The sequence below is a fragment of the Candidatus Kinetoplastibacterium sorsogonicusi genome (genome assembly GCF_003072465.1).
Classification (GTDB): domain Bacteria; phylum Pseudomonadota; class Gammaproteobacteria; order Burkholderiales; family Burkholderiaceae_B; genus Kinetoplastidibacterium; species Kinetoplastidibacterium kentomonadis.
Map to the genome: position 1 here is coordinate 359,893 of NZ_CP025628.1, position 24,643 is coordinate 384,535.

Here is a 24,643-nt window from a genome sequence, read left to right on the forward strand (position 1 = left end):
TGTACACAATTATGAATTAATTATTATGTGTACCACCAACAGTAATATTATCTATTAATAAAGTTGGTATTCCGACTCCAACAGGGACATTTTGACCATCTTTGCCACAAGTACCAACTCCTGAATCTAATTTCAGGTCATTTCCTATTAAAGATATTTTTTTCATCACATCAGGTCCATTACCTATTATCATAGCATTTTTTATTGGATGCGTAATATTACCATTTTCAATTAAATAAGCTTCAGAAGTAGAAAAAACAAATTTACCATTTGTAATATCTACTTGACCTCCTGAAAAATTAACTGCATAAATACCTTTTTTTACGGAAGTAATAATTTCTTGAGGATCGTATTCACCAGAGAGCATATAAGTATTAGTCATTCTAGGTAATGGAATATGTGCAAATGACTCTCTTCTTCCATTACCTGTTGGTGTAGTATTCATTAATTTTGAATTTAAAATATCTTGCATGTAACCTTTAAGAATACCATTTTCTATTAATACATTTGATTTTGTTTCATTACCTTCATCATCAATGTTTAAAGAACCTCTTCTATTTTCTAAAGTACCATTATCTAAAATTGTGATATTTTTTGAAGTGACTAATTCTCCAATTTTATCAGAAAAAATACTAGATTTTTTTCTATTAAAATCACCTTCTAATCCATGTCCAACTGCTTCATGTAATAAAATACCAGGCCATCCAGATGCTAATACAACTGGCATTTCTCCTGCTGGAGATGCTTTAGAAGAAAGGTTATTGATAGCTTCTTTAACAGCTCTTGTTGCATATTGCAATAAAATTTCATCTGAAAAATATTTAATATCACTCCTAGCACCACCAGCTGCATATCCTTTTTCACGATGACCAAGAGAATTTTCTGCTATTACTGTAATAGATAAATGTACTAAAGGTCTAATATCAGTAACTAATTGTCCATCACTTCGAGCAATTAATACGATATCATATTCTGATTGTAAGCTAGTTATTACTTGGGATATTCTATTATCAATTTTTTTAGCATATTTTTCTAATTTTTCTAAAATAGATATTTTATATTTTGTATCAATATTTTCTAAAGGATTTTTACTATTATAAAATTTTTGATTATTATATTGATTTTTAATATAAATTTTTCTATTATCAAAACCACTACTAGAAATATTTCTTACAGTATAAGCAGAAGAAAGCAACGATTTTTTATTAATGGAGTCTGAATATGAGAAAGCAGTTTTTTCTCCATATATGGCTCTTATGCCAAATCCTTGTTTAATAGAAAAAGTTCCATTTTTAACTACTCCTTCTTCTAATCTCCAAGTTTCACTAGATGAATACTCTAAATATATATCAGTATAATCTACTTTATATAAAAGTATTTCATTTATGATTTGAAATAAATCTTCTTCTTTTAAATCATTTTGATCAAGCAGAAAAAATTTTGCTAATTTAAAATTATTTATTGAATTATCATTAATTTTCATATATTTTTTAAAACTATAATTATCTTGGAAAGTTATTATATTACCATGTATTATGGTTACAATGAATCCAGCATGTATTTATAATAAATTAATTTTAAATTAGCAAAATTTTTTCTGTTATTGTTAATTATAATTATTCATAGCAAAATTTAATAATTTTATTACATTATAATGATTGTTTTTCTCAATGGTATATTGTACAAAATTTATTAAATAAATATATATTGCAAATACATAACAAATAAAAGTGCCGTTTAAATAACAAATATTTATTAGATATTTTATCTAATCAAATGAAATAGATTCAGTGTATAAGGCATAATTATAAATTGTTAACTATTTTTAGTAATTTCTATTAAAAAATAACTAATATAGAAAAGCCAAAATATTAATTTAGTATAATTAATAAAATCAATAGAATTTTTTATAATATATTTAACAAACAAAATATTTTCAGATTTTATTTATATATAATAAAAACTTTTCTTTTACAAATATTGGAATAATGTTCTATTAAATGTATCATTAAAATATCTAGTATCAATAAAATTTGATGTAGTAGAAAAAATTGTAATAATATATACATGAAAATAACATAATAATCCAAATAAATGCATTATCATTGATTTAAATTTTTGAAAAAACATATTGCAGAGCAGTTATTAGAAGATTTCTATAAAAGATATAAATATAATCATACAATAGATAAATGTTTTGCTATACAAGCAAGTTCTAGATATATAAGTATCTTTGATATAAATAGAGTCAAAGCATTGATATTTAAATTTTGTATTAATAATATAAGATCATTTCATAAAATAGATGGTTCTGATTACAATTTTTGGATGAGTTATATAATAAAGATTGACACAATAAATTAAGAGTGATCTTATAATTTTAAATAAATTATAAGATCACTCTTAATTTATCCAAACATATTTTAGAAATTATTAATAATTTGTTAAATTTATCCAGGTAATCATATGAGACATAAAACTTTAAAAGAATATATATTTGAAAAAAAAGTAAATGAAATTTTAGATAACGAATTATGCTTGCTAATAGAAACAATATCTTGTTCTTGTAAAAAGATATCTTCTTTAATACGCAAAGGTGCTTTAGAGAATATATTTGGTGATATAGGACATATTAATATTCAAGGTGAAGAACAAAAAAAATTGGATGTTATAGCTAATGAAATTTTTTTAAAAATTAATGAAAAAAGCGGGACATTGTGCGGGATGGCTTCTGAAGAAATGGAAGATATATATCAAATTTCATCTAATAAAAAAGGTAAATACTTATTGATATTTGACCCTTTAGATGGTTCTTCTAATATTAATGTAAATGTCTCTATTGGTTCTATATTTTCAGTAGTTTTAAATAATAATTACAATGAAAATTCTTTAGTTAATAAAAAAGATTTCTTAATACCTGGTAATAAACAAATATTTGCTGGATATGCTCTTTACGGTCCTCAAACCATACTAGTAATTACTTTAGGTAAAGGAGTATATGGTTTTACATTAGATATAAATACTAATGATTGGATTTTAACTCATGAAAATATTACTATTCCACAAAGTACAAATAATTTTTCTATAAATATGTCAAATATGAATTATTGGAATAATCCTATTAAAAAATATATAGAAGATTGCTTAATTGGTAATAAAGGTCCTTTAAGAAAAAATTATAATATGAGATGGGTTGGTTCTATGGTATCAGATATACATAGAATATTAATTCAAGGTGGAATTTTTATATATCCTCCAGATTCTAGAGAATCATATAAATTTGGTAAAATAAGATTAATGTATGAAGCAAATCCTATAAGCTTTATTATAGAGCAAGCTAAAGGATCAGCTATTAATGGTATTGATAGGATTTTAGATATCATACCTAAAAATATACACGAAAGAATAGGAATAATTTTGGGATCTGAAAAAGAAGTTTCTATAATAAAAAATTATTATAAAAACAATAATAAATGCTAATTTTTAAAAAATACAAAGGTAAAATACCTTTGTATTTTTTTAAAACTATCTATACTAATTTTTCTACTCGTATACAAGTTATTTTGTTTTTTACAAAAGATAAAATTTCAATTTTAGAAATTGCATTCTTTATATCTTTTTCAATTGCATCATGAGTAAGAAATACAATATCTGTAATTTCTTTATTAGATGATTTTTGTACCATTGACTTAACAGAAATATTAAAATCAGTCAATATTTTTGATATATCAGATAATACTCCTGGTTTATCTATAGTAGTAATTCTTAAGTAATATGATGTTATTACATCATCTATATGTAAGATTCTATAGTCAGATAATGAATTAGGTTGAAATGCTAAATAAGGAACTCGATAATGTGGATCTACTTTATATGATCTAGTAACATCTACTAAATCAGCTATAATAGCAGATGCTGTTGGAAAACTACCAGCACCTTGACCGTAATACATTGTTGGTCCTACAGCATCTGATTGTACTAATACTGCGTTCATTGCACCTTCTACATTAGCTAATAAACAATTTTCTGGTATTAAAGTAGGATGAACTCTAATTTCAATTCCCTTATCTCTTTTTTTTGTAATTGCTATTAATTTTAATCTATATCCTAATTGTTCTGCATAATTAATATCTATTTGTGATAATTTAGATATACCTTCGATATAAGTTTTATCAAATTGTATTGGTATACCAAATGCTATAGAAGATAATAATGTGATTTTATGGGCTGCATCTATTCCTTCTATATCAAAAGTTGGATCTAATTCTGCATATCCTAATTCTTTAGCTTTAGCCAGTACTATTTCAAAATTCATACCAGTATTTTTCATTTCTGATAAAATAAAATTTGTTGTACCATTAATAATACCAGCAATCCATTCTATTTTATTAGCAGTTAATCCTTCCCTTATTGCTTTAATTATAGGTATACCGCCTGCTACAGCTGCTTCAAATAATACCATTACTCCTTTTTTATGTGCAGTAGAAAAAATTTTATTACCATGTTTTGCTAATAATGCTTTATTAGCAGTAACAATATGTTTGCCATTTTCTATGGATTTTAAAATTAATTCTAAAGGTACAGTATCACCACCTATAAGTTCAATTACTATATCAATATTAGGATCATTAATTAAAGAATAAGCATCATTTAATACAGATATATTATTTAAATCGTATGCACTTAATCTACTTTTAACTTTATTTACATCTTTATCTGCTATGCTTACTATTTCAATTTTTTTCCCAGCTCTACGAGCAATTTCTTCAGCATTGTTTTTTAATACTTCCCAAGTACCACTACCTACTACTCCAAAACCTAATAAACCTACCTTCATAGAATTCATTTACAAGACCTTTTTAAATTATTAAATAGAATGTTAATTATCACTATGCGTCTTAATTATTACCTAATTTTATATTATTAAATATATTTAAATATTATAATAATGTATAATTTAAAGCTATATTATATCAACTTATGATATTTTATTATCATTTAAACTACATTTTTTGATTATTTTACAATTTTACTTCAATGTTACATTTTGTTCATGATAATAAAGATATAAAAAATAAATTTAATTCTTATGGTGATGGTTATATAGAAATTAATAACAAAAAATACTTTCATCCTATTACATTTAATATTAATAGTAATATAAAAACATGGAATATTGAAAATATTCAAAATATAAGTATTTCTCAATTATGGGAATCTTGTAATATTATTAATAATAATGATTACCCTGAACTTTTAATTATAGGTACTGGAAGAAAGCAAGAATATATATCAAGGAATTTAATCACACCTTTATTAAATAAAGGTATAGGTGTAGAAATTATGTCAACTGTTACTGCAATTTATACTTATACACTTATTTCAGATAATGATAAAAATATTTCAATAGGTATATTACCTTTCAATTAATAATATAATGAATAAAAATATGTTTAAAAAATTACCAATAGGAATCACAATGGGAGATCCTTGTGGTATAGGTCCTGAAATTATAGCTCGTGCTTGTAAAAAATTTAAATCACCATATGTAGTATATGGTGATCCTTATGTTATGCAACAGGCTCTTCAATTAGTAAAAAATAATAATTTAAAAATTATTAAATGTAATGATATAACAGAAGCAAAGTTCAAAGATATATATTTAAATATTATTTCAAAAAAAAATCATTTTAATGATTACAATTTTAAAAATTATTTTTCAAATAAAAATATAGCTAATTCTATATGTGGAAAAGCATCTTACGAATATTTAGTCAATTCTATTAATGATATATTAAATAAAGATATTAAAGCTATAGTAACTGCTCCTATTAATAAAGAATCAGTAAATCAAGCTGGAATAAGATTTTCTGGCCATACGGAATTTTTATCTGAAGCTACTAATAGTAAAAATTTTGCTATGGTTATGTTAAATAATAATTTAAAAGTACTATTAGTTACTAGACATATTCCTTTATCTTCAGTTAGTAAAAATTTAACTATAGAATTAGAAATAAATAGCATAAAATTAGCAAATAAAGCTTGTCTACAAATGGGTATAAAACATCCTAAAATAGGAGTTGCTGCATTAAATCCACATTGTGGAGAAGGTGGTTTATTTGGAAAAGAAGAAATAGAAATTATTAAACCAGCAATTTTACAAACTTTTAATGAAGGCATTAATGTATCTGGTCCATGGTCTGGAGATATTATTTTTATGAAAGCTAATAGAGGTGAATTTGATATTATAGTATCACAATATCACGATCAAGGCATCATACCTATAAAATTAAATGGATTAGATAATGGTATTAATTTGACTATTGGATTACCATTTATAAGAACAAGTGTAGATCATGGTACAGCTTTTGATATAGCATGGAAGGGGATAGCTAGTTCTTCTTCTTTAGAATCAGCTTTTACATTAGCTGATAATCTGCAAGTTTAATAAGAATCATTTTTACCAAAATTTAAAAATTTAGTCATAGAGCCATTGAATGTTAATTTAGTTGTACCTATTGGTCCATTTCTTTGCTTACCAATAATAATTTCTGCAATACCTTTATCCACAGATTCATTATTATATACTTCATCCCTATAAATAAATAATATTAAATCTGCATCTTGCTCTATTGCTCCAGATTCTCGTAAGTCACTCATTACAGGTCTTTTATTTTGTCTTTGTTCTAAACTTCTATTAAGTTGAGATAATGCAATTATTGGACAATTGAGTTCTTTTGCAAGACTTTTTAAAGATCTACTAATTTCTGATATTTCTGTGGCTCTATTTTCAATACGATTACTAGACATTAATTGAATATAATCAATAATGATTAAACCCAATTGACCACATTGACGAGATAATCTTCTGGCACGAGCCCTTAATTCAATAACATTTAAAGCTGGAGTTTCATCGATATATACTTGTGCATCTTGTATAATTTGTACCGCACGTGTTACTTTAGGCCAATCATCTGAAGATAATTTACCTGTTCTCATTTTATGCTGATCTAACATACCAACTGAACCAATCATTCTCATTACTATTTGAATTGCAGCCATTTCCATAGAAAAAATTGCTACTGGTAAGCCTTGATCGATAGCAACATACTCTCCTATATTCATAGAGAATGATGTTTTACCCATAGATGGTCTACCAGCTACAATTATTAAATCACCAGATTGTAACCCTGATGTCATTTTATCTAAATCTAAGAAACCTGTTGGAACACCTGTTACATCAGAACTACCACCTTTATTATATAATTCATCTATATGTTCTACAACTTGTGTTAATAATGGTTGTATTTCTTGAAATCCTGAATTATTAATATATCCTTCTTGTGCTATTTTAAATACTTTAGATTCAGCTTCATCAATTAATTGACGTACTTCTTTGCCTTTAGGATCTAATGCTAAAGATGATATCTCATCAGCTAAACTAATTAGCTTTCTCAGCATAGATCTTTCGCGTACTATTTCAGCATATCTTCTTATATTAGCAGCTGATGGTGTGCTATGAGCTAAAGTATTTAAATAACTTAAACCACCAATACTTTCTGATTTACCAACACTTATCAAAGATTCATGAATAGTAATTACATCTGCTGGTTTTGATGAATTAATTAATTTTGCAATATGGTGCCATATTAAGCGATGATCATTACGATAAAAATCTTCCTCAGAAATTATATCTGATATTCGATCCCAAGTATTATTATCTAATAGCAAACCACCAAGTACTGATTGCTCTGCTTCAATAGAATGAGGTGGTGTACGTAAATTAACAAAATTATTATGGCTATCTGCTGAAATCATATTTTTAATACAATATTAATTTATTGTATATTTTATAATATTTAAAATTACAAGTTATATTTAAAATATAACTTGTAAAACATAAAACAATATATTAATTTTTTATTTTGTAGATGATTCATCTAATACATTAAAATGTACATCAACAATTACATCAGGATGTAATGTTATTTGAGCATTATAAGTACCTATATATTTTATATGGCCTTCAGATATGACAATTTGGAATTTTTTGATTTCTTTAAACCCTTTATTTTGTAAAGCATTTAAAATATCAATGTTTGTTACAGAACCAAATAAGCGTCCGTCTACTCCTGCTTTTTGTAAAATATTGAGCTCTATTTTTGATAACTTTTCAGATATCTCAATAGCATTATTAAGTTTTTCAATTTGAATTTTTTCTAACTCAGTACGAAGTAATTCAAATTCTTTTAAAGCTTGTTTAGTAGCACTTTTAGCTTTTTTTTGAGGAATAAGATAATTTCTTGCATATCCATCTTTTACACGTACAACATCACCTAAATTTCCAAGATGCTTAACTTTATCTAATAGAATTATTTGCATATTAACACACAATTAGTTATGAATTATGATTATCAGTATAAGGAATAAGAGATAAAAAACGAGCTCTTTTTATAGCTAATCCTACTTGTCTTTGATATATGGATCTTGTCCCTGTTAATCTTGCAGGAATAATTTTCCCATTTTCTTGTATAAAATCTTTCAAAGTATCTATATCTTTATAATCAACTTCTTCAACATTAGCAGCAGTAAAACGACAAAATTTGCGTCTTTTGAATAAAGGATTTTGTTGTTTCTGTTGTGTAAATTTACGTTTATCTTTAAACTTTCCAGAAAAGTTCATTTCTCTTCCTTTAATTTTATATAATTTTTAATTATCATTAATTTAAATATGTCTTAATGAATTTTATTGTTCATTAGATTTATCATTTGTATTATTTTTTTTGGAATCTTCTTTTTCTAAAGTTTTCATCATAATGGATGGTGAAGTACAAGCATTCTTCTTTTTAATTATTAAATGGCGTAAAATAGCATCATTATATTTAAATGATTCCATTAATTCTGAAAGAACTTCATTATTGCATTCTATATTTAAGCATATATAATGAGCTTTTACTAATTTTTTAATTGGATAAGCTAATTGTTTTTTACCCCAATCTTCTGATCTGTGAACAATTCCATTTTTATTAGTAACCATATTTTTATATCTATCTATCATAGATAATGATTGATCACTTTGATCTGGATGAATAATAATAACAACTTCATAATGACGCATTTTAAATCTCCTTTAGGATGTTTTTAATTTAATAAATAAAAAACAGCTCAAAATATTATTATATTTCGAGCAAGAATGAATAATAAATTTTATGTTGAGTAATATATAATATTATCTATTAGAGATTAGTATAGTGCAAGATATAATTTTATAATTTGAGATCTATTTTTCTATTTTTGCATAAGCAGAATGGTTATGTATTGATTCAAAATTTTCAGCTTCTATCGTATAACACTGTATGTTTTGAAGACTATTTAGTTGTACAGCAATATCACGTACTAAATCTTCAACAAATTTGGGATTATTATATGCCCTTTCAGTAACATATTTTTCATCTGATCTCTTTAATAAACTCCATAGCTCACAAGAAGCTTCTTTTTCTACTAATTTAATAATATGATCTATATTTAATATTGAATTATCATGAGGTCTAACTGATATTGTTATTTTAGATCTTTGATTATGTGCACCATATTTAGAGATAGCTTTAGAGCATGGGCATAAACTTGTTATAGGTATATTAATAAATGATTTAAATTTAATATTATTATTATTGATTGTAGCTATCCATTTAACTTTATAATTCATAGTACTTTTAGTTTTAGATAAAGGTGCTTCTTTTTCTAAAAAATAATCAAATTTAACACATATTTCTCCTGTTTCTGCTTCAAGTAATTTGATCATTTCTAAAGCCATATCAGAAAAAATTCTTTGATTAATATTTAAATATTTATATTTTTCTAAAATAGATACAAACCTAGACATATGAGTACCTTTTTTATCTGATGGTAAAGCAACAGTTGCTTTCCATATGCCTATAGTAGATAATACTGTATTATTTGTTTTCAATACATTAATAGGTATTTTGATATTTTTTATACCTACTTTATCTATACTTATGCTTCTAATATCTCCATAATTTTGAATATCAGGTATTTCAATATTAGTTTTTTCATTATTATTAAATTTCATATAATTACTCTCATTAAAATAGTTAATTTTATCTAAAATAATCAAATTATATAATGACTAAATTTTTTCTTAATTGTTTTTAATATACCTATTTCGTCAAGAAACAAATCTTTCATTAATAATGATCTCTCACCATGATCGATAAATTTATCTGGTAAACCAATATGAAATATTGGTATATTTATACCTGATTGATTTAAAAATTCGCTTATTGCACTTCCAGCTCCTCCATGTATAGCTGAATCTTCTATAGTTACAATGGCTTTATGTGTGTTTGCTATATCAATAATTAAGTTTTCATCTAATGGTTTTACAAATCTCATATCAACTAATGTAGCTTTTAATTCTTCAGAAGCATATATTGCATTATTTAATATTGGACCAAACCCAAGAATAGCTATATTTTTTCCTGAATTAATAATATTGGATTTGCCAATAATATTAATATTATTAGAAATTTCTACAAAATTAATATCTAAACATATATCTTTTGGATATCTAATAGCACTAGGACCATTATATTTATAGCATATTGATAGCAAATTTAATAAATCTTTTTTATTAGAAGGAGTGGATATGATTATATTAGGTATACATCGCAAAAAGGCAATATCATAATTTCCTGAATGAGTTGCTCCATCAAATCCAACTAATCCAGCCCTATCTATTACAAAAGTTACATCTAAATTTTGAATAGCAACATCATGAATTAACTGATCATATCCTCTTTGTAAAAATGTAGAATATATAGTAACAATTGGTTTCATACCATCACACGCCATACCAGCAGCAAATGTTATAGCATGTTGTTCAGCTATACCAACATCAAAATAACGATTTGGAAAATTTTTAGCAAACTCTACTAAACCACTACCTTCTTTCATAGCTGGTGTAATACATACAAGCCTTTGATCATTTGATGCATTATTTAATAACCATTTACTGAATATTTGTGTAAATGTATAAGATTTAGAAATTTGTTTTTGAATACCGATTATAGGATCAAATTTGCTTGGACCATGATATAAAACAGGATTTATTTCAGCTGGTTTATAGCCCATACCTTTCTTTGTTATAACATGTAAAAAAAATAAACCTTTTTTAGAATTAATTTTTTCTAAATTTATTATTAATTCTTCTAAATTATGACCATCTACAGGACCTATATATTGAAAACCAAAATTTTCAAAAATATTACTAGGCAAAATTACTTTTTTTGCTTTTTTTCTTAATTTTTTTAAATTAAATAAAATATCTTTAGGTATTCTATCTAATATAGTTTTACCTATATATTTTGCAGCAGTATTAAATAAATTTTTTGATGTTAAATATGCTAAATAATTTTCTAAAGCACCTACTGGTGGAGAAATAGACATTGAGTTATCATTTAAAATGACTAATAAGTTAATATCTTTAGTAACTCCTGCATTATTAATAGCTTCAAATGCCATTCCTGCTGACATAGCTCCATCACCTATAATAGCTATATTTTTTCTATTAATATTTTTATTTCTAGCAGCAACTGCTAAGCCTAAAGCAGCTGAAATTGATGTAGAAGAATGCCCTGTACCAAATATATCAAATTTTGATTCAATACGTTGTGGAAATCCAGCAGCACCATCTTTTTTCCGTAATGTTTGCATTATATGACGTCGACCAGTTAATATCTTATGAGCATAAGATTGATGTCCAACATCCCATATAACTTTATCTTCAGGAAAATTAAATATTTTATATATAGCAATAGTTAATTCAACAATACCTAAATTAGATGATAAATGTCCACCATTTTTGGAAACAATATCTATTATTTCTTTTCTTAAATCATTAGCTAGTTCTTTTAATTCATTTAAACAAAAATATTTTAATATTTCTGGTGAAGATACTTTATCTAAAGTTGGAGTATGCATTTTGATGGTATAAGTATAAATCTTTTAATTATTTCGATATAAAATAAAATTTGCTATATCAGATAATCTAGTATGTTCTTTAGTTAATTTTTTTAATAAAATATTAGAATGATCGATAATATTAACAACATGTTCTTTAGCTTTTTTTACCCCTAATAATGAAACATAAGTATTTTTTAATTGCTTAATATCTTTATTTTTAGTTTTACCTATAATATGTGTTTCTGAAGTTATATCTAAGATATCATCAGTAATTTGAAATGCTAATCCTAATAAATTTGCATATTGTAATAATATATTTTTTTTATCCTTTTTTAACATGCAAATAATAGAAGGCAATATTATACTAGAAGATATAAGATTACCAGTTTTCATCATATGCATTTCTTTTAAATTTTCATAAGATAATAACATTTTATTACTATTTATATCTATAGATTGACCTCCTACCATTCCAAAACTACCTATTGAATGAGATAAAATTTGAATAGATTCTATTATAATATCTTTATTAGAAATATTAATATTTGATAATAAATTAAATGCTAATGCTTGTAATGCATCTCCTGCTAATAAAGCTAAAGCTTCATTAAATTTTATATGAGTTGATGGTAAACCTCTTCTCAAGTCATCATTATCCATACAAGGTAAATCATCATGTATAAGAGAATATGCATGTATTAATTCTATAGCTACCATTATTTTATCTAAAAATTCATAATACTCTTTATGATCTATTTCACAAAATAAAGAACATAATTCACTAGAAGCATACACTAATAAAGCACGAATTCTTTTTCCGCCATTTAATACTGCATAACGCATAGCTTTATGTAATAAACATGGTTTTGTATTTTCTTGTGGCATAAACTTACTAATAGTGATATCTATATGTTTAATATACTCTTTTTTCCAAGAGTCAAATGTTATATAGTTACTTCTATCTATTAGCATATAATTTTTTGATATATTTAAAAAATGGATAATTTAAGATTTATTTATAATTTTTATATTTTTATTATAATTTAAAAAAGCAGAAAATAAACCTGATATTATTACAAAAATTATTCCTAATAAAGATAACATTCCTATTTTTTCTTTAAGTATTAGAAAATCTATAATTGTAGAAAATACTATTGTTACATATTGAATAGAAGCAGGGATTATTAAAGATCCAATGCTAAGAGCTTTTGTCATAAATAATTGACCCAAAAGACCAAATATTCCAACTAATGTCAAATAACATAGAGATATAAAGTCCAAACATATCCAACCAGAAATTAATAAATATAATAAACTAGTTATACAAATAAATATTGAAAATATAAAAACTATTCTCCATTCTGGTTCATTTATTAAATGTAGTTGTTGGATTTGTAACATAGAAATTGCTGACAAAAAACCAGCTCCTATACCAAATAAAACATATAACCATTCATTATTATTAATACTAGGTTGCAAAATCAATAATATACCTAAAAATCCAAGTAAAATTGGTATATATATTAAATAATCTAGTTTTTTATGCTTGAAATATAAAAAATTACCTATTCCTATAAAGATAGGACCTGTATAATTTAAACATGTAGATGTAGATAAAGTTAATTTTGATATTGCACAAAAACCTAACCACATTGATAAAGTACCACATAAAGATCTTATAACATGTAACTTCCAATTATTAGGAAATAATATTTTTTTTTTATAAATACCCCAAAAAAATATTATGATAAAAGGTATAAAACCCCTAAATAAAACTATTTGTGGTAAAGAGATATTTTTGTCTGCTGTTACTTTAATAAAAAAATACATTAAAGCAAACATCAAGGTTGATAGTAACATCCAGAGAATTTGTTTTACTACTGGCATAAATAAATACTAATATTTTTAATAAAAGAAACACATAAGAAAAAAATTAATAATTTCCTATGGTGGGCCCCCCGAGAGTCGAACTCGGCACCAACGGATTATGAGTCCGCTGCTCTAACCAGCATGAGCTAGAGGCCCTTACATCACATTCATTTCATTATTGTAACATAAAAATTAATGTTCTTCCAAGAAACTTTTTAATTTATCTGCTCTACTTGGGTGTCTTAATTTTCTTAAAGCTTTTGCTTCTATTTGACGTATGCGTTCTCTAGTAACATCAAATTGTTTACCTACTTCTTCTAAAGTTTGATCAGTACTCATTTCTATTCCAAATCTCATTCTTAATACCTTAGCTTCTCTTGGAGTTAATGAATCTAAAACTTCTTTTACTATTTCTCTCATAGATCCATGTAATGCTGCATCAGCAGGAGCTAATGTCATTACATCTTCTATAAAATCTCCTAAATGTGAATCTTCATCATCACCAACTGGTGTTTCCATTGATATAGGATCTTTAGATATTTTTAATATTTTTCTTATTTTATCCTGAGGCATATCCATTTTTTGTGCTAATACAGCTGCATCAGGTTCTATACCAGTTTCTTGTAAAATATGTCTACTAATTCTATTCATTTTATTAATAGTTTCTATCATATGTACTGGTATTCTAATAGTACGTGCTTGGTCTGCTATTGATCTTGTAATAGCTTGACGTATCCACCAAGTTGCATAAGTAGAGAATTTATAACCACGTCTGTATTCAAACTTATCAACAGCTTTCATTAAACCAATATTGCCTTCTTGTATTAAATCTAAAAACTGTAATCCTCTATTAGTATATTTCTTTGCTATTGATATTACTAATCTTAAATTAGCTTCAGTCATTTCTTTTTTAGCTTTTCTAGCTTTTGTTTCACCAGCTATCATACGTTTATTTATATCTTTTAAATCTTGTAAAGATAATGAAACTTTATTTTGTAATTCTAAAAATTTTTGCTGTATCGCTTGTATAGCAGGTATGTGTCTGACTAAATAATGAGAATAATCTTTTCCTGCAGCTATTTCTTTGTGTACCCATTCAAAATTGATTTCATTACCAGTAAATGATTTAATAAAATCTATTCTAGGCATAAATGCATTATTTACACAAATATCCATCATAAGCTTTTCTAATTGCCTAATTTCATCTACTTGAATTTTTAGCGTATTTGCAAATTTTTCTACCATTTTAGCAGTAAATCTAATGCTAACTAATTCATTTTGAATTTTTATTTGGTTTTCTATATAATCTGCTGATTTATAACCTGATTGCTTATAAGCAATTTTCATTTGTTCAAAATATTTTTCAACTTTATCAAATTTTTGAAAAGTTTTAAGTTTTAACTCTTCTAATTGTGCATCAGACATACCACTAGATGAATTTTCTTCTAACTCATATTCGATAGGTAATACAATATTCTCATAATCTTCATTACTATCTAAATCTATTAAACCATCAATAATTTCATCAATTCTTAATTCATCCTTGCGTACAATTGAGATATTATATAAAATTTCTTGTATAGTAATAGGTGATGCAGAAATAGCCATAATAATATGCTTTAATCCATCTTCTATTCGTTTAGCTATTTCTATTTCTCCTTCTCTAGTCAATAACTCTACACTACCCATTTCTCTCATATACATTCTAACAGGATCAGTAGTACGACCAAAATCTGAATCTACCGTAGTTAAAGCTGCTTCTGCCTCTTCTTCATCATCATCATGTGATGATATAGGAGTATTGTCGCTCATTAGTAAAGTTTCAATATCTGGAGTTCTTTCGTATACATATATACCCATATCTCCAAAAGTACTAATAATACCATCTAAAGTATCATTATCTACTAATTCATCTGGTAGATGATCATTAATTTCTCCGTAAGTTAAATATCCTCTTTCTTTTCCCAATTTAATTAATTGTTTAATTTTATTGCGACGAGCTTCATATTCTTCTTGAGATATAGTATGACTATTTGATATTAATGTTTTTACTTCATTTTTAATACGTTTACGTTTAGTATTAGATACTACATGTATGTCTACATCATAAATATCATCGAAATCATCATGCTTTACAATATTTTCATTTATAGATTCATGCTCATAGTAATCATTATCAATATCTATATCATTATTTTGTTTTAATGAACGTTTATTTTTTTTAATTTTTTTCGAATCAGATTTGCTTTTCGTTTTTTTTTCTTTAATATGTTTTAAAGTAGTAGATTGTGATTCCTTAAAATCTTTTTTTTCTGAAATAGAATAACAATCGTTAGATTGAATTTTGTTATTAGATTTTTTTGAAGAGTTATTCATAGAATTAGTTACTTTTTTCTATTAAAATTTATTATGAATAATTATATTTTATTTGAAATTTATTTAAAATATATAATTTAATATTATTAAAAATTAAGCCATTATAATAGTATTATTGAATATTTTAAATTTTTATCATATTTAACATAAATATTATATTTATGAATGGTCTTTATTTTTAATATCGATTAATTTTTTAGAAAGATTTTTATATAATATTGCATCTTGTGTAGAAAAATCTTTCTTATTAGATAATTTTTCCATTTCCTTTTTAATATTATTAATTTCTATATAAGATATAATTGAATTTAATTCCAATTCAGGATTAGGTATGTTAATCATACTGTTATGTGAAGATATTTGTTTTATATATCTATACATATCTGAATTTGGGTCTATTAATTCTAATAAACTATTATATTGTTTATTTTCATTGTTTTTAACAAATAAAATAAAGTTTTTTATATTTTCCAAATCATCATCTTTTCCAATAATATTTATTTGATCATAATCTATTGTATTTAATAGATATGGATATTGTATTAATAAATTAATTAACTTTTTCGATATTAAAGAATAATATTTATTATTTATTTTAATAGTATTTAAATCTTTTTTTTGTAGTGTATTTTGTTTACCAATTTTTTCATTTATAAAATGTTTTCTATGGAAAGATTTTTGATCTATAAAATAATTACTTTGTTTTTTATTTTTTAATATAGAAAAATTAAGTTCTTTTTGAGTAATATGAACTAACTCAGATAAATCTTTTTCTATTTGTGTACGTAAAATACATTTAGGAATGCAATCTATTATTTTTATTGCATTATTTAAACATGCTACTCTACCTTCTGCTTCATTCATATTATATTTTTCAGATATTTCTTTTAATAAAAATTGAGACAAAGGAATAGATTGATTTATTTTATTTTTAAATTCAAATATACCAAATTTAGTTACAAATGAATCAGGGTCATATGAATCTGGTAAAAATAAAAACCTAATTTCAAAATTATCATTTAACTCTGATAAACATACGCGTAAAGCTCTTTGAGCTGCTTTTTTACCAGCAAAATCACCATCAAAACAAAAAATAATTTTTTTTATACCTTGAAAAATTATTTTTTTTATTTGGTCTATAGTAATAGATGTACCTAATGTAGCAACTACGTTTAAAAAATTATGTTGTACTAATTTTAAGACATCTAAATAACCTTCTACTATCAAAATAGTTTTTTCTTTTTTAATAACAGATTTTGCTTCCCAAAAACCATACAATTCTTGGCCTTTTTTAAATAAATTAGTCTCAGGAGAATTCAAATATTTAGGTAAATTATTTCCCAAAGCACGACCACCAAAACCTATTAAGATACCTTCAATATTATATATTGGAAATATAATTCTATTACGGAATCTATCATAAAAATTATTACTATCTTTTATAATAAGACCTGAATCTAATAAAACATTATTATCATAATAATTTTTTAATTCTGCATATAATTGATTATTATTTTTAGCATAACCAATATTATAAATATTAATAACATTGTTACTAATACCTCTATATTTTAAATAAGCTTGAGCAGATTTAGAATCTTTTAACATTAGTAAATATCTTGATTTAGCTTGATTTAAAATATTTACTAGATTTGATTTTTTACTATCTTCTGTTAGTACAGAAAAATTTTTTTGTGGTAATTTTATTCCTAATAATTCTGATAAATATTTCAATGCTTCTATAAAATTTAATCCATTATATTTCATTAAAAAATTAATTACATTACCATGTTCTCCACAACCAAAACAATGAAAAAATTGTTTTTCTGAATTTACTGTAAAAGATGGACTTTTTTCATCATGAAATGGACATAATCCTAAATAATTAGATCCAGATTTTTTTATAGATATATATTGTTGAACAAGATCTACTATATCGATTTTAGATAGTAGATCTTGAATAAATTTTTGTGAAATCAAAGAAAAAACTATACTATTATTAATACATTCTTGGTGGTAATTGCTGACTACGTATACGTTTGTAATGTCTTTTAATTGCAGCAGCTAATTTACGTTTACGTTCAGCAGTAGGCTTTTCATAAAATTCTCGAGAACGTAACTCTGTTAATAATCCTGTTTTTTCAATTGTACGTTTAAAACGTCTAAGAGCAGCTTCAAAAGGTTCATGCTCCTTTAATTTAACTATAGGCATATATTATATTTAATTTATTAATTTAAGATAATTCTATAATTAAGACATTATAATTATAGAGAGAAATACTTTGTTTCAATGTAATGAAGAATATTATACTATTTTTATATAATAGTTTCATTATTTTTATTAAAACTATTATATAAAATATATGATGTTCTTATATCATAAATGGATTTCTTAACACTATAGTATCATTCCTGTCAGGTCCAGTAGAAATTATATCTATTGGTATTCCAGATATATCAGCTATTCTACCAAGATAATACCTAGCTTGTTCAGGTAATTTATCAAATTCAGTAATACTTGCTGTTGAACTTTTCCATCCTGATATAGTTTCAAAAATTGGTAATATATTATTCAAATTACTAATTCCATACGGCAATACATCATAAAAAGTATCATTTATTTGGTATCCTACACCGATTTTAATATAATCAAAAGAATCTAATACATCTAATTTAGTAATACATAATCCAGAAATACCATTTATTCTAGCAGATCTTTTTAATGCTGCAGCATCTAACCATCCACATCTACGAGGTCTGCCAGTTACAGATCCAACTTCCTTTCCAATAGTAGATAACTTTATACCAATATCATCATTTAATTCAGTAGGAAATGGTCCAGAACCAACTCTAGTAGTATAAGCTTTAGTAATACCTAAAATATAATCAATATTTTTAGGTCCTACTCCAGAACCAGTAGAAGCAGCTCCTGATATACAATTACTGCTTGTAACATATGGATATGTACCATGATCTACATCTAAAAGTGCACCTTGTGCACCTTCAAATAAAAGATTTTCTCCTTTTTCACACATATCATATAAACAATTCGAAACATCTTTTATCATAGGTTCTATAATAGGTGCAATTTTAGTTAAATATTCTTTTATAGAAGAAAAATTTATTTCTGATTCATTAAATAATTTAGTTAATAATAAATTATAATAATTTACATTATCTTCAAGTTTTTCTTCTAATAATTTTGGATTAAATATATCTTTTAATCTAATAGCTCTTCTTGCTACTTTATCTTCATAAGCAGGACCAATTCCACGACCAGTAGTACCAATTTTATTAACTCCTTTTTGCTTTTCTCTGGCAGTATCTAAAGCAATATGATAAGGTAAAATTAATGGACAATTTTCAGATATATAAAGTCTATTTTTCACTAAAATACCAGTAGATTCAAGCTCATCAATTTCTTTAAGCAAAGCTTCTATAGACAAAACAACTCCATTACCTATGAAACAAGTAATATTAGGATGCATAATTCCAGATGGAATTAAACGAAGAATAGTTTTTTTACCATTAATCCATAAAGTATGACCAGCATTATGACCTCCCTGAAAACGTACTACTCCTTTTACAGATTCAGATAGCCAGTCTACAATCTTGCCTTTACCTTCATCACCCCACTGAGTGCCTATGATAACAATATTTTTATTCATATAAAGTACCAATATTTTATATTTAATTTAATTAAATTAAATTGATAATAATTTCCAAATTGAGTTTACTAAAACTAATTCTCTATCAAATACTAATCCATTTTCATCTAAAATTTCTTCTGGAAATAATTGAACTACAATTTCTCCTTGAGACCTTAAATCATTTATTAAATTAGTAAGAGTAATATCATTATTAACCCAAGGTGCTTTAATAGCATGATATTTGTTAGCATCGATAAACCTTCCTAAAGATAATTTACGTAAATCTAAACTAAAACCAGTAGCAGGTCTAGCTCTACCAAATGCAAGACCTACATCATCATATCTACCACCACTAACTAATGAATCATGCCAACCTTGAGCATATACAGAAAAAGTTACCCCTGAATGATATTCATATCCACCAAGATCTGCCAAATCTATACCAATATTTAAATCAGGCAATGAATCTATTAATAATTGTAATTCATCTAAACATAATAAAACAGTAGGATAATTAGCAAATTTTTTCTTTGCATCTAAAATTACAGAAGAATTACCATATAAAAAAGGTAAACATAATATTGATTCTTTTAATTCATTATTTACATAATTTAAATTTGTAAATAATTCTTTTAAACCTGTTATATCTTTTTCTTTTAAAAGAGATATAATGATTTCTGAATTATTCAATAAAACATTATCTAATTCTAAAAAATGTCTTATTATTCCATGATGGCATAAATCCATATGTGGTTTTTTTACATATGCTATTTCTAATGTTGCAAATACTAATCTAATAATTTCAATATCTGCTTCTACTCCATTATAACCATATATTTCAGCTCCAATCTGTAATAATTCTCTACTAGAAAATAAACCCATTGGTTTTGCATGAAGTACATTACCACAATAACATAATCTTGTAACTCCTTTGCTATTAATAAGATGTGCATCTATTCTACTAATTTGAGGAGTAATATCTGCTCTAATACCCATAGTTCTTCCAGACATTTGATCTATTAATTTACATGTACGAAGATTAAGATCGCTACCTGTTCCAGATAATAAAGAATCTATGTATTCTACTAAAGGAGGAAATACTAATTCAAAACCATGAGTTTTGTATAGATTTAATATTTTAAATCTAAGCTCTTCAATTTTTCTAGCCTCAAAAGGCAAAACATCAGCAACATTTTCTGGTAATAACCATTTATTCATAGCTTATCTCTATAGGAAATTTTTTTATTTTTTTATAAAAATTTGTTGTTTTTTTGATACTATTAATTAGATTTAGATTTATTAATATATTTAAAAAATTCTGATTTAGGATTTATAACAAATAAATCATTATTAGAATTAAAAGATTTTTTGTAAGCCTCTAAACTTCTATAAAATTTATAAAAATCAGGATTTTTTTTATAAGATTCTGCATATATAGCACTAGCAATAGCATCAGCATTACCCATAATAATTTTAGATTTTGAATTTGCTTTAGCAATAATTTCTTCCATTTTTCTATCAGCTTCTGCTCTAATTTTTTCACTTTCTGCTGCACCAATAGATCTTAATTCATTTGCTACTTTTGTTCTTTCAGCTTCCATTCTTTTATATACTGATTGAGATATTTCTGGAGCAAATTCTATACGTCTTAACTTCACGTCTACTATTTCTACACCAAAAGGTTCAGCTCTTTTTGCAACATTAGTCAAAATTTCTGACATGATTTTTCCACGCTCTAGAGATAATACATCTTTTACAGTTCTAACGTTTACAGATGCATTCAAAGCATCTCTAATTTGTGCTTGTAAACGCTCATGAGCTGATTTTTCACTTCCTCCAAATGTTATGTAAAATAAACGAGGGTTGACTATTTTCCATTTTACAAATGAATCTATTAATAAATTTTTCTTTTCAGATGTTTGTATTCTTTCTGCATTTTTAGATTCAATAGTTAAAATTCTTTTATCTAATTTAATAACATTTTGAAATGGTAAAGGTAATTTAAAATAAAAACCCGGCTCATGTATTTCTCGACTTATTTCTCCAAGCGTAAAAACAATAGCACATGATCTTTCATGTACAACAAATATTGATAACGGTAAAATAGTAAATAGTAATATAGACATAACTAAAATGATAAACTTCTTCACAGCCAATCCTTGATATTATTGAATATAAATTAACGATTTCTAGATAAAATTTGTTCATTGCGAACTATATTTTGATAATTAGAATTAATATCTTCTGCAACATTATCTTTGGGTAAATTTTTATTATCATCTTTGTCTTGAATATATTTATTTAATGCTTTTTTATTAATTCTTTCATTTGGTATAAGAATAGTACTATTATCGCTATTAATTATGATTTTATCATTTTGAGAAAAAATTTCTTCCATACCTTCTAAATATATACGTGAACTGGTGATATCTGGATTTTTTTCATATTCTTTTAAGATACTATCAAATCTAGATACATTACCTTTAGCTTCCTCAATAATCTTAGTTTTATAACCTTCTGCTTGTTCTAATAATCTTGAAGCCTGACCACTAGCTAATGGTATAATATGATTAGCATATGCATATCCTTCATTAATTTTTCTTTCTCTGTCTTGACCTGCTTTTACTGCATCATCAAAAGCTGCTTGTACTTGCTCTGGAGGTTGTACATTTTGTATAGCAACTGTGTCTATTTGTATACCTGTTTTATAATTATCAAGAATATGTTGCATAAGATTTTGAACATCTAGAGAAACTAAAGTTCTACCTTCATATAAAACAAAATCCATATTCCTTTTACCTACTATTTCTCTCATAGCAGTTTCAGCAACCTGTCTAACTGAATTATTAGGATCACTAATTTTAAATAAGTAATTAGGAGCACCATCATTTCTTAATCTATATTGTACGACAAATTGCATATCTACAATATTTTCATCATTAGTGAGCATTAACGATTCTGGTAATATTTTATTAGCAGAATTACCTCTATAACCTATTTCTAATGTTCTAAGTCTTGATATATTAACTATTTCATAACTGTCTATTGGAGAAGGAAATTTCCAATGTATACCAGATTGCACAGTTTTTATATATTTACCAAATCTTGTTAAAACAGCTACTTTACCTTCTTGTACAATAAAAAAACCACTTATAAGCCATAGAATTAATATAATCAAAAAAATAAAAATAAAATATGATTTATTATGATTTTCTGAAAAATTTGTATTAATATGAAATATAGAGCGTATTTTTTTATTAAAATTCATCCAAATTTCTTCTAAATCTGGTGGTTCTTGTCTATGATAAAAGTCTATAGCTATATTTTTAAATTTTTTATATTGATTGATCATATTAGTTTTTTAAATTAATTAGTTTATATTTTTCAACTTTATAGATACTAATTTTAAAATAGCATCCTTTATTTTATCTAATCCATTATTATTCAAAGCACTGATATATATATTTTTAACTGAATTATTATTATCAAATTCTATTCTAGATTCTATATGAGATAAATCTATCTTATTATAAATCATAAGAGTTGGTATATTGATTGCTCCTATTTCTTTCAGTACATTGTTAACAGCAATTATTTCTTCCATATAATTTTCACTTGAAGCATCTATAACATGTAAAAGTAGATCTGCATAAGTTACTTCTTCTAATGTTGATTTAAATGCTTCAATTAAATTATGAGGAAGATTTCTGATAAATCCAACTGTATCAGATATAATAATATTATATTTATCTATCCACATTTTTCTAGATAAAGTATCTAATGTAGCAAACAATTTATCAGCTACATAAGTATTTTTTTTTGTTAAAGAATTAAACAATGTAGATTTACCTGCATTTGTATATCCAACTAAAGATATTGAAAAAGCTCTACTTTTTTTACGATTTTCTCTTTGAATATGTCTTTGTTTTTCTAGATGAGATAAATTAATTTTTAAAGATTTAATTTTATTATTAATCATCCTACGATCTAATTCAATTTGAGATTCTCCAGGTCCACCACGAACACCTATACCACCTTTTTGTCGTTCTAAATGTGTCCACATATTCTTCAATCTAGAAGACAAATAAGTTAAGCGAGCTAATTCTATCTGCAATTTTCCTTCATAACTTTTTGCTCTCATAGCAAAAATTTCTAATATTAAATATACTCTATCAATTACTTTAATTTTTAAATAATCTTCAATATTTCTTTGCTGCGAAGCTGATAATTCACAGTTAAATAATATAATATCAATAGAATATTCAATAATAAAATTATAAATCTCTTTCATTTTTCCAATGCCAATAAAATACTTAATATCAGGTTCTTTTCTTTTAATATTAAATGTATTAATCACTTGACAGCCATAAGTATTAGATAACATGAAAAATTCATCTATTTGAGATTTTGATATTACCTCATTCATAAAATTGACATTAACTATAATGGATTTCATATTGTTTAAAAAAACTTATCTTTAATATTTAAATATTTCTATGTAAAAATAATATTTTTTGTTGGTACAATAGTTGATATTGCATGCTTATATATCATTTGTGTAACTGTATTTTTTAATAAAATAATATATTGATCAAAAGATTCTATTTGACCTTGCAGTTTAATACCATTAACTAAATAAATTGAAACTGGTATTTTATCCTGTTTTAATTTATTTAAAAATTGGTCTTGTAATATTTGATTATTATTAAACATTGATTATGCTCCATACATATGTTATTGGCTATAATATTTTTTTATTGATATTA

At 24.8% G+C, this 24,643-nt stretch carries 23 protein-coding genes and 1 tRNA gene; 4 read left to right on the top strand and 20 right to left on the bottom strand.

Annotation, left to right across the window (positions count from 1 at the left end):
• Positions 1-16: 16 nt before the first annotated feature.
• Complete coding sequence (gene tldD, locus CKSOR_RS01740) at positions 17-1,483, bottom strand: metalloprotease TldD (RefSeq protein ID WP_108673874.1); 1,467 nt, start codon at positions 1,481-1,483, stop codon at positions 17-19.
• A 635-nt stretch (positions 1,484-2,118) separates the two neighbouring features.
• Between tldD and CKSOR_RS01745 the strand changes: the two genes are divergently transcribed.
• Positions 2,119-2,364, top strand: coding sequence for an aminopeptidase N C-terminal domain-containing protein (locus CKSOR_RS01745; protein WP_108673875.1), 246 nt, complete (start codon positions 2,119-2,121; stop codon positions 2,362-2,364).
• 102 nt (positions 2,365-2,466) lie between these two features.
• Positions 2,467-3,480: a class 1 fructose-bisphosphatase gene (locus tag CKSOR_RS01750; protein WP_108673876.1), complete on the top strand. Its 1,014-nt coding sequence runs from the start codon at positions 2,467-2,469 to the stop codon at positions 3,478-3,480.
• A 49-nt stretch (positions 3,481-3,529) separates the two neighbouring features.
• Here CKSOR_RS01750 and CKSOR_RS01755 read toward each other — a convergent pair whose 3' ends face one another.
• Positions 3,530-4,846 (bottom strand): homoserine dehydrogenase, encoded by a 1,317-nt coding sequence (locus CKSOR_RS01755; protein WP_108673877.1) that lies wholly within the window; start codon positions 4,844-4,846, stop codon positions 3,530-3,532.
• A gap of 191 nt (positions 4,847-5,037) precedes the next feature.
• On the opposite strand from CKSOR_RS01755, the gene CKSOR_RS01760 reads away from it, so the two are divergent.
• A complete protein-coding gene (locus tag CKSOR_RS01760) occupies positions 5,038-5,430 on the top strand; it encodes an Mth938-like domain-containing protein (protein WP_108673878.1) in 393 nt (130 codons plus the stop codon).
• Positions 5,431-5,449: 19 nt separating this feature from the next.
• Positions 5,450-6,448 (top strand): 4-hydroxythreonine-4-phosphate dehydrogenase PdxA, encoded by a 999-nt coding sequence (gene pdxA / locus CKSOR_RS01765; protein WP_108674221.1) that lies wholly within the window; start codon positions 5,450-5,452, stop codon positions 6,446-6,448.
• Here pdxA and CKSOR_RS01770 read toward each other — a convergent pair.
• The 18 genes from CKSOR_RS01770 to hfq form a co-directional block, all read right to left on the bottom strand.
• A complete protein-coding gene (locus tag CKSOR_RS01770) occupies positions 6,445-7,818 on the bottom strand; it encodes a replicative DNA helicase (RefSeq protein WP_108673879.1) in 1,374 nt (457 codons plus the stop codon). The two genes, pdxA and CKSOR_RS01770, sit on opposite strands and share 4 nt — an antisense overlap.
• A gap of 102 nt (positions 7,819-7,920) precedes the next feature.
• Positions 7,921-8,382 carry a 50S ribosomal protein L9 gene (gene rplI / locus CKSOR_RS01775; protein WP_108673880.1) on the bottom strand — a complete coding sequence of 154 codons (462 nt, stop codon included), beginning with the start codon at positions 8,380-8,382 and terminating at the stop codon, positions 7,921-7,923.
• 16 nt (positions 8,383-8,398) lie between these two features.
• Entirely contained in the window at positions 8,399-8,683 is a 285-nt protein-coding gene (gene rpsR / locus CKSOR_RS01780) for a 30S ribosomal protein S18 (RefSeq protein WP_108673881.1), read from the bottom strand.
• 63 nt (positions 8,684-8,746) lie between these two features.
• Entirely contained in the window at positions 8,747-9,118 is a 372-nt protein-coding gene (rpsF, locus tag CKSOR_RS01785) for a 30S ribosomal protein S6 (RefSeq protein ID WP_108673882.1), read from the bottom strand.
• Positions 9,119-9,280: 162 nt separating this feature from the next.
• Entirely contained in the window at positions 9,281-10,090 is an 810-nt protein-coding gene (gene folE2, locus CKSOR_RS01790) for a GTP cyclohydrolase FolE2 (RefSeq protein WP_108673883.1), read from the bottom strand.
• A 41-nt stretch (positions 10,091-10,131) separates the two neighbouring features.
• Positions 10,132-12,000 (bottom strand): 1-deoxy-D-xylulose-5-phosphate synthase, encoded by a 1,869-nt coding sequence (gene dxs, locus CKSOR_RS01795; protein WP_108673884.1) that lies wholly within the window; start codon positions 11,998-12,000, stop codon positions 10,132-10,134.
• A gap of 24 nt (positions 12,001-12,024) precedes the next feature.
• Positions 12,025-12,954, bottom strand: a complete 930-nt coding sequence (locus tag CKSOR_RS01800; RefSeq protein ID WP_108673885.1) for a polyprenyl synthetase family protein — start codon at positions 12,952-12,954, stop codon at positions 12,025-12,027.
• A gap of 33 nt (positions 12,955-12,987) precedes the next feature.
• Positions 12,988-13,869: a DMT family transporter gene (locus tag CKSOR_RS01805; protein WP_108673886.1), complete on the bottom strand. Its 882-nt coding sequence runs from the start codon at positions 13,867-13,869 to the stop codon at positions 12,988-12,990.
• A gap of 60 nt (positions 13,870-13,929) precedes the next feature.
• Positions 13,930-14,007: transfer RNA gene (locus CKSOR_RS01810), tRNA-Ile, on the bottom strand.
• A gap of 36 nt (positions 14,008-14,043) precedes the next feature.
• Entirely contained in the window at positions 14,044-16,227 is a 2,184-nt protein-coding gene (rpoD, locus tag CKSOR_RS01815) for an RNA polymerase sigma factor RpoD (RefSeq protein ID WP_108673887.1), read from the bottom strand.
• A gap of 159 nt (positions 16,228-16,386) precedes the next feature.
• Entirely contained in the window at positions 16,387-18,207 is a 1,821-nt protein-coding gene (gene dnaG / locus CKSOR_RS01820) for a DNA primase (RefSeq protein WP_161539537.1), read from the bottom strand.
• A 19-nt stretch (positions 18,208-18,226) separates the two neighbouring features.
• Positions 18,227-18,439: a 30S ribosomal protein S21 gene (rpsU, locus tag CKSOR_RS01825; protein WP_108673889.1), complete on the bottom strand. Its 213-nt coding sequence runs from the start codon at positions 18,437-18,439 to the stop codon at positions 18,227-18,229.
• 160 nt (positions 18,440-18,599) lie between these two features.
• Positions 18,600-19,895: an adenylosuccinate synthase gene (locus CKSOR_RS01830; RefSeq protein ID WP_108673890.1), complete on the bottom strand. Its 1,296-nt coding sequence runs from the start codon at positions 19,893-19,895 to the stop codon at positions 18,600-18,602.
• A 36-nt stretch (positions 19,896-19,931) separates the two neighbouring features.
• Entirely contained in the window at positions 19,932-21,095 is a 1,164-nt protein-coding gene (locus tag CKSOR_RS01835) for an ATP phosphoribosyltransferase regulatory subunit (RefSeq protein WP_108673891.1), read from the bottom strand.
• A 62-nt stretch (positions 21,096-21,157) separates the two neighbouring features.
• The gene (gene hflC, locus CKSOR_RS01840) at positions 21,158-22,003 is read right to left on the bottom strand and encodes a protease modulator HflC (RefSeq protein ID WP_108673892.1); all 846 of its coding nucleotides are present in this window, start codon (positions 22,001-22,003) and stop codon (positions 21,158-21,160) included.
• Between the two features lie 53 nt (positions 22,004-22,056).
• Positions 22,057-23,229, bottom strand: a complete 1,173-nt coding sequence (gene hflK / locus CKSOR_RS01845) for an FtsH protease activity modulator HflK (RefSeq protein WP_108673893.1) — start codon at positions 23,227-23,229, stop codon at positions 22,057-22,059.
• 18 nt (positions 23,230-23,247) lie between these two features.
• Positions 23,248-24,333, bottom strand: coding sequence for a GTPase HflX (gene hflX, locus CKSOR_RS01850; protein ID WP_108673894.1), 1,086 nt, complete (start codon positions 24,331-24,333; stop codon positions 23,248-23,250).
• Between the two features lie 38 nt (positions 24,334-24,371).
• Positions 24,372-24,590: an RNA chaperone Hfq gene (hfq, locus tag CKSOR_RS01855; RefSeq protein WP_108673895.1), complete on the bottom strand. Its 219-nt coding sequence runs from the start codon at positions 24,588-24,590 to the stop codon at positions 24,372-24,374.
• Between the last annotated feature and the right edge of the window lie 53 nt (positions 24,591-24,643).

Coding starts and splice junctions, on each gene's coding strand:
- tldD (WP_108673874.1), bottom strand. CDS start 1,483: ATGAAAATTAATGATAATTCAATAAATAATTTTAAATTAGCAAAATTT.
- CKSOR_RS01750 (WP_108673876.1), top strand. CDS start 2,467: ATGAGACATAAAACTTTAAAAGAATATATATTTGAAAAAAAAGTAAAT.
- CKSOR_RS01755 (WP_108673877.1), bottom strand. CDS start 4,846: ATGAATTCTATGAAGGTAGGTTTATTAGGTTTTGGAGTAGTAGGTAGT.
- CKSOR_RS01760 (WP_108673878.1), top strand. CDS start 5,038: ATGTTACATTTTGTTCATGATAATAAAGATATAAAAAATAAATTTAAT.
- pdxA (WP_108674221.1), top strand. CDS start 5,450: ATGTTTAAAAAATTACCAATAGGAATCACAATGGGAGATCCTTGTGGT.
- CKSOR_RS01770 (WP_108673879.1), bottom strand. CDS start 7,818: ATGATTTCAGCAGATAGCCATAATAATTTTGTTAATTTACGTACACCA.
- rplI (WP_108673880.1), bottom strand. CDS start 8,382: ATGCAAATAATTCTATTAGATAAAGTTAAGCATCTTGGAAATTTAGGT.
- rpsR (WP_108673881.1), bottom strand. CDS start 8,683: ATGAACTTTTCTGGAAAGTTTAAAGATAAACGTAAATTTACACAACAG.
- rpsF (WP_108673882.1), bottom strand. CDS start 9,118: ATGCGTCATTATGAAGTTGTTATTATTATTCATCCAGATCAAAGTGAT.
- folE2 (WP_108673883.1), bottom strand. CDS start 10,090: ATGAAATTTAATAATAATGAAAAAACTAATATTGAAATACCTGATATT.
- dxs (WP_108673884.1), bottom strand. CDS start 12,000: ATGCATACTCCAACTTTAGATAAAGTATCTTCACCAGAAATATTAAAA.
- CKSOR_RS01800 (WP_108673885.1), bottom strand. CDS start 12,954: ATGCTAATAGATAGAAGTAACTATATAACATTTGACTCTTGGAAAAAA.
- CKSOR_RS01805 (WP_108673886.1), bottom strand. CDS start 13,869: ATGCCAGTAGTAAAACAAATTCTCTGGATGTTACTATCAACCTTGATG.
- rpoD (WP_108673887.1), bottom strand. CDS start 16,227: ATGAATAACTCTTCAAAAAAATCTAATAACAAAATTCAATCTAACGAT.
- rpsU (WP_108673889.1), bottom strand. CDS start 18,439: ATGCCTATAGTTAAATTAAAGGAGCATGAACCTTTTGAAGCTGCTCTT.
- CKSOR_RS01830 (WP_108673890.1), bottom strand. CDS start 19,895: ATGAATAAAAATATTGTTATCATAGGCACTCAGTGGGGTGATGAAGGT.
- CKSOR_RS01835 (WP_108673891.1), bottom strand. CDS start 21,095: ATGAATAAATGGTTATTACCAGAAAATGTTGCTGATGTTTTGCCTTTT.
- hflC (WP_108673892.1), bottom strand. CDS start 22,003: ATGTCTATATTACTATTTACTATTTTACCGTTATCAATATTTGTTGTA.
- hflK (WP_108673893.1), bottom strand. CDS start 23,229: ATGATCAATCAATATAAAAAATTTAAAAATATAGCTATAGACTTTTAT.
- hflX (WP_108673894.1), bottom strand. CDS start 24,333: ATGAAATCCATTATAGTTAATGTCAATTTTATGAATGAGGTAATATCA.
- hfq (WP_108673895.1), bottom strand. CDS start 24,590: ATGTTTAATAATAATCAAATATTACAAGACCAATTTTTAAATAAATTA.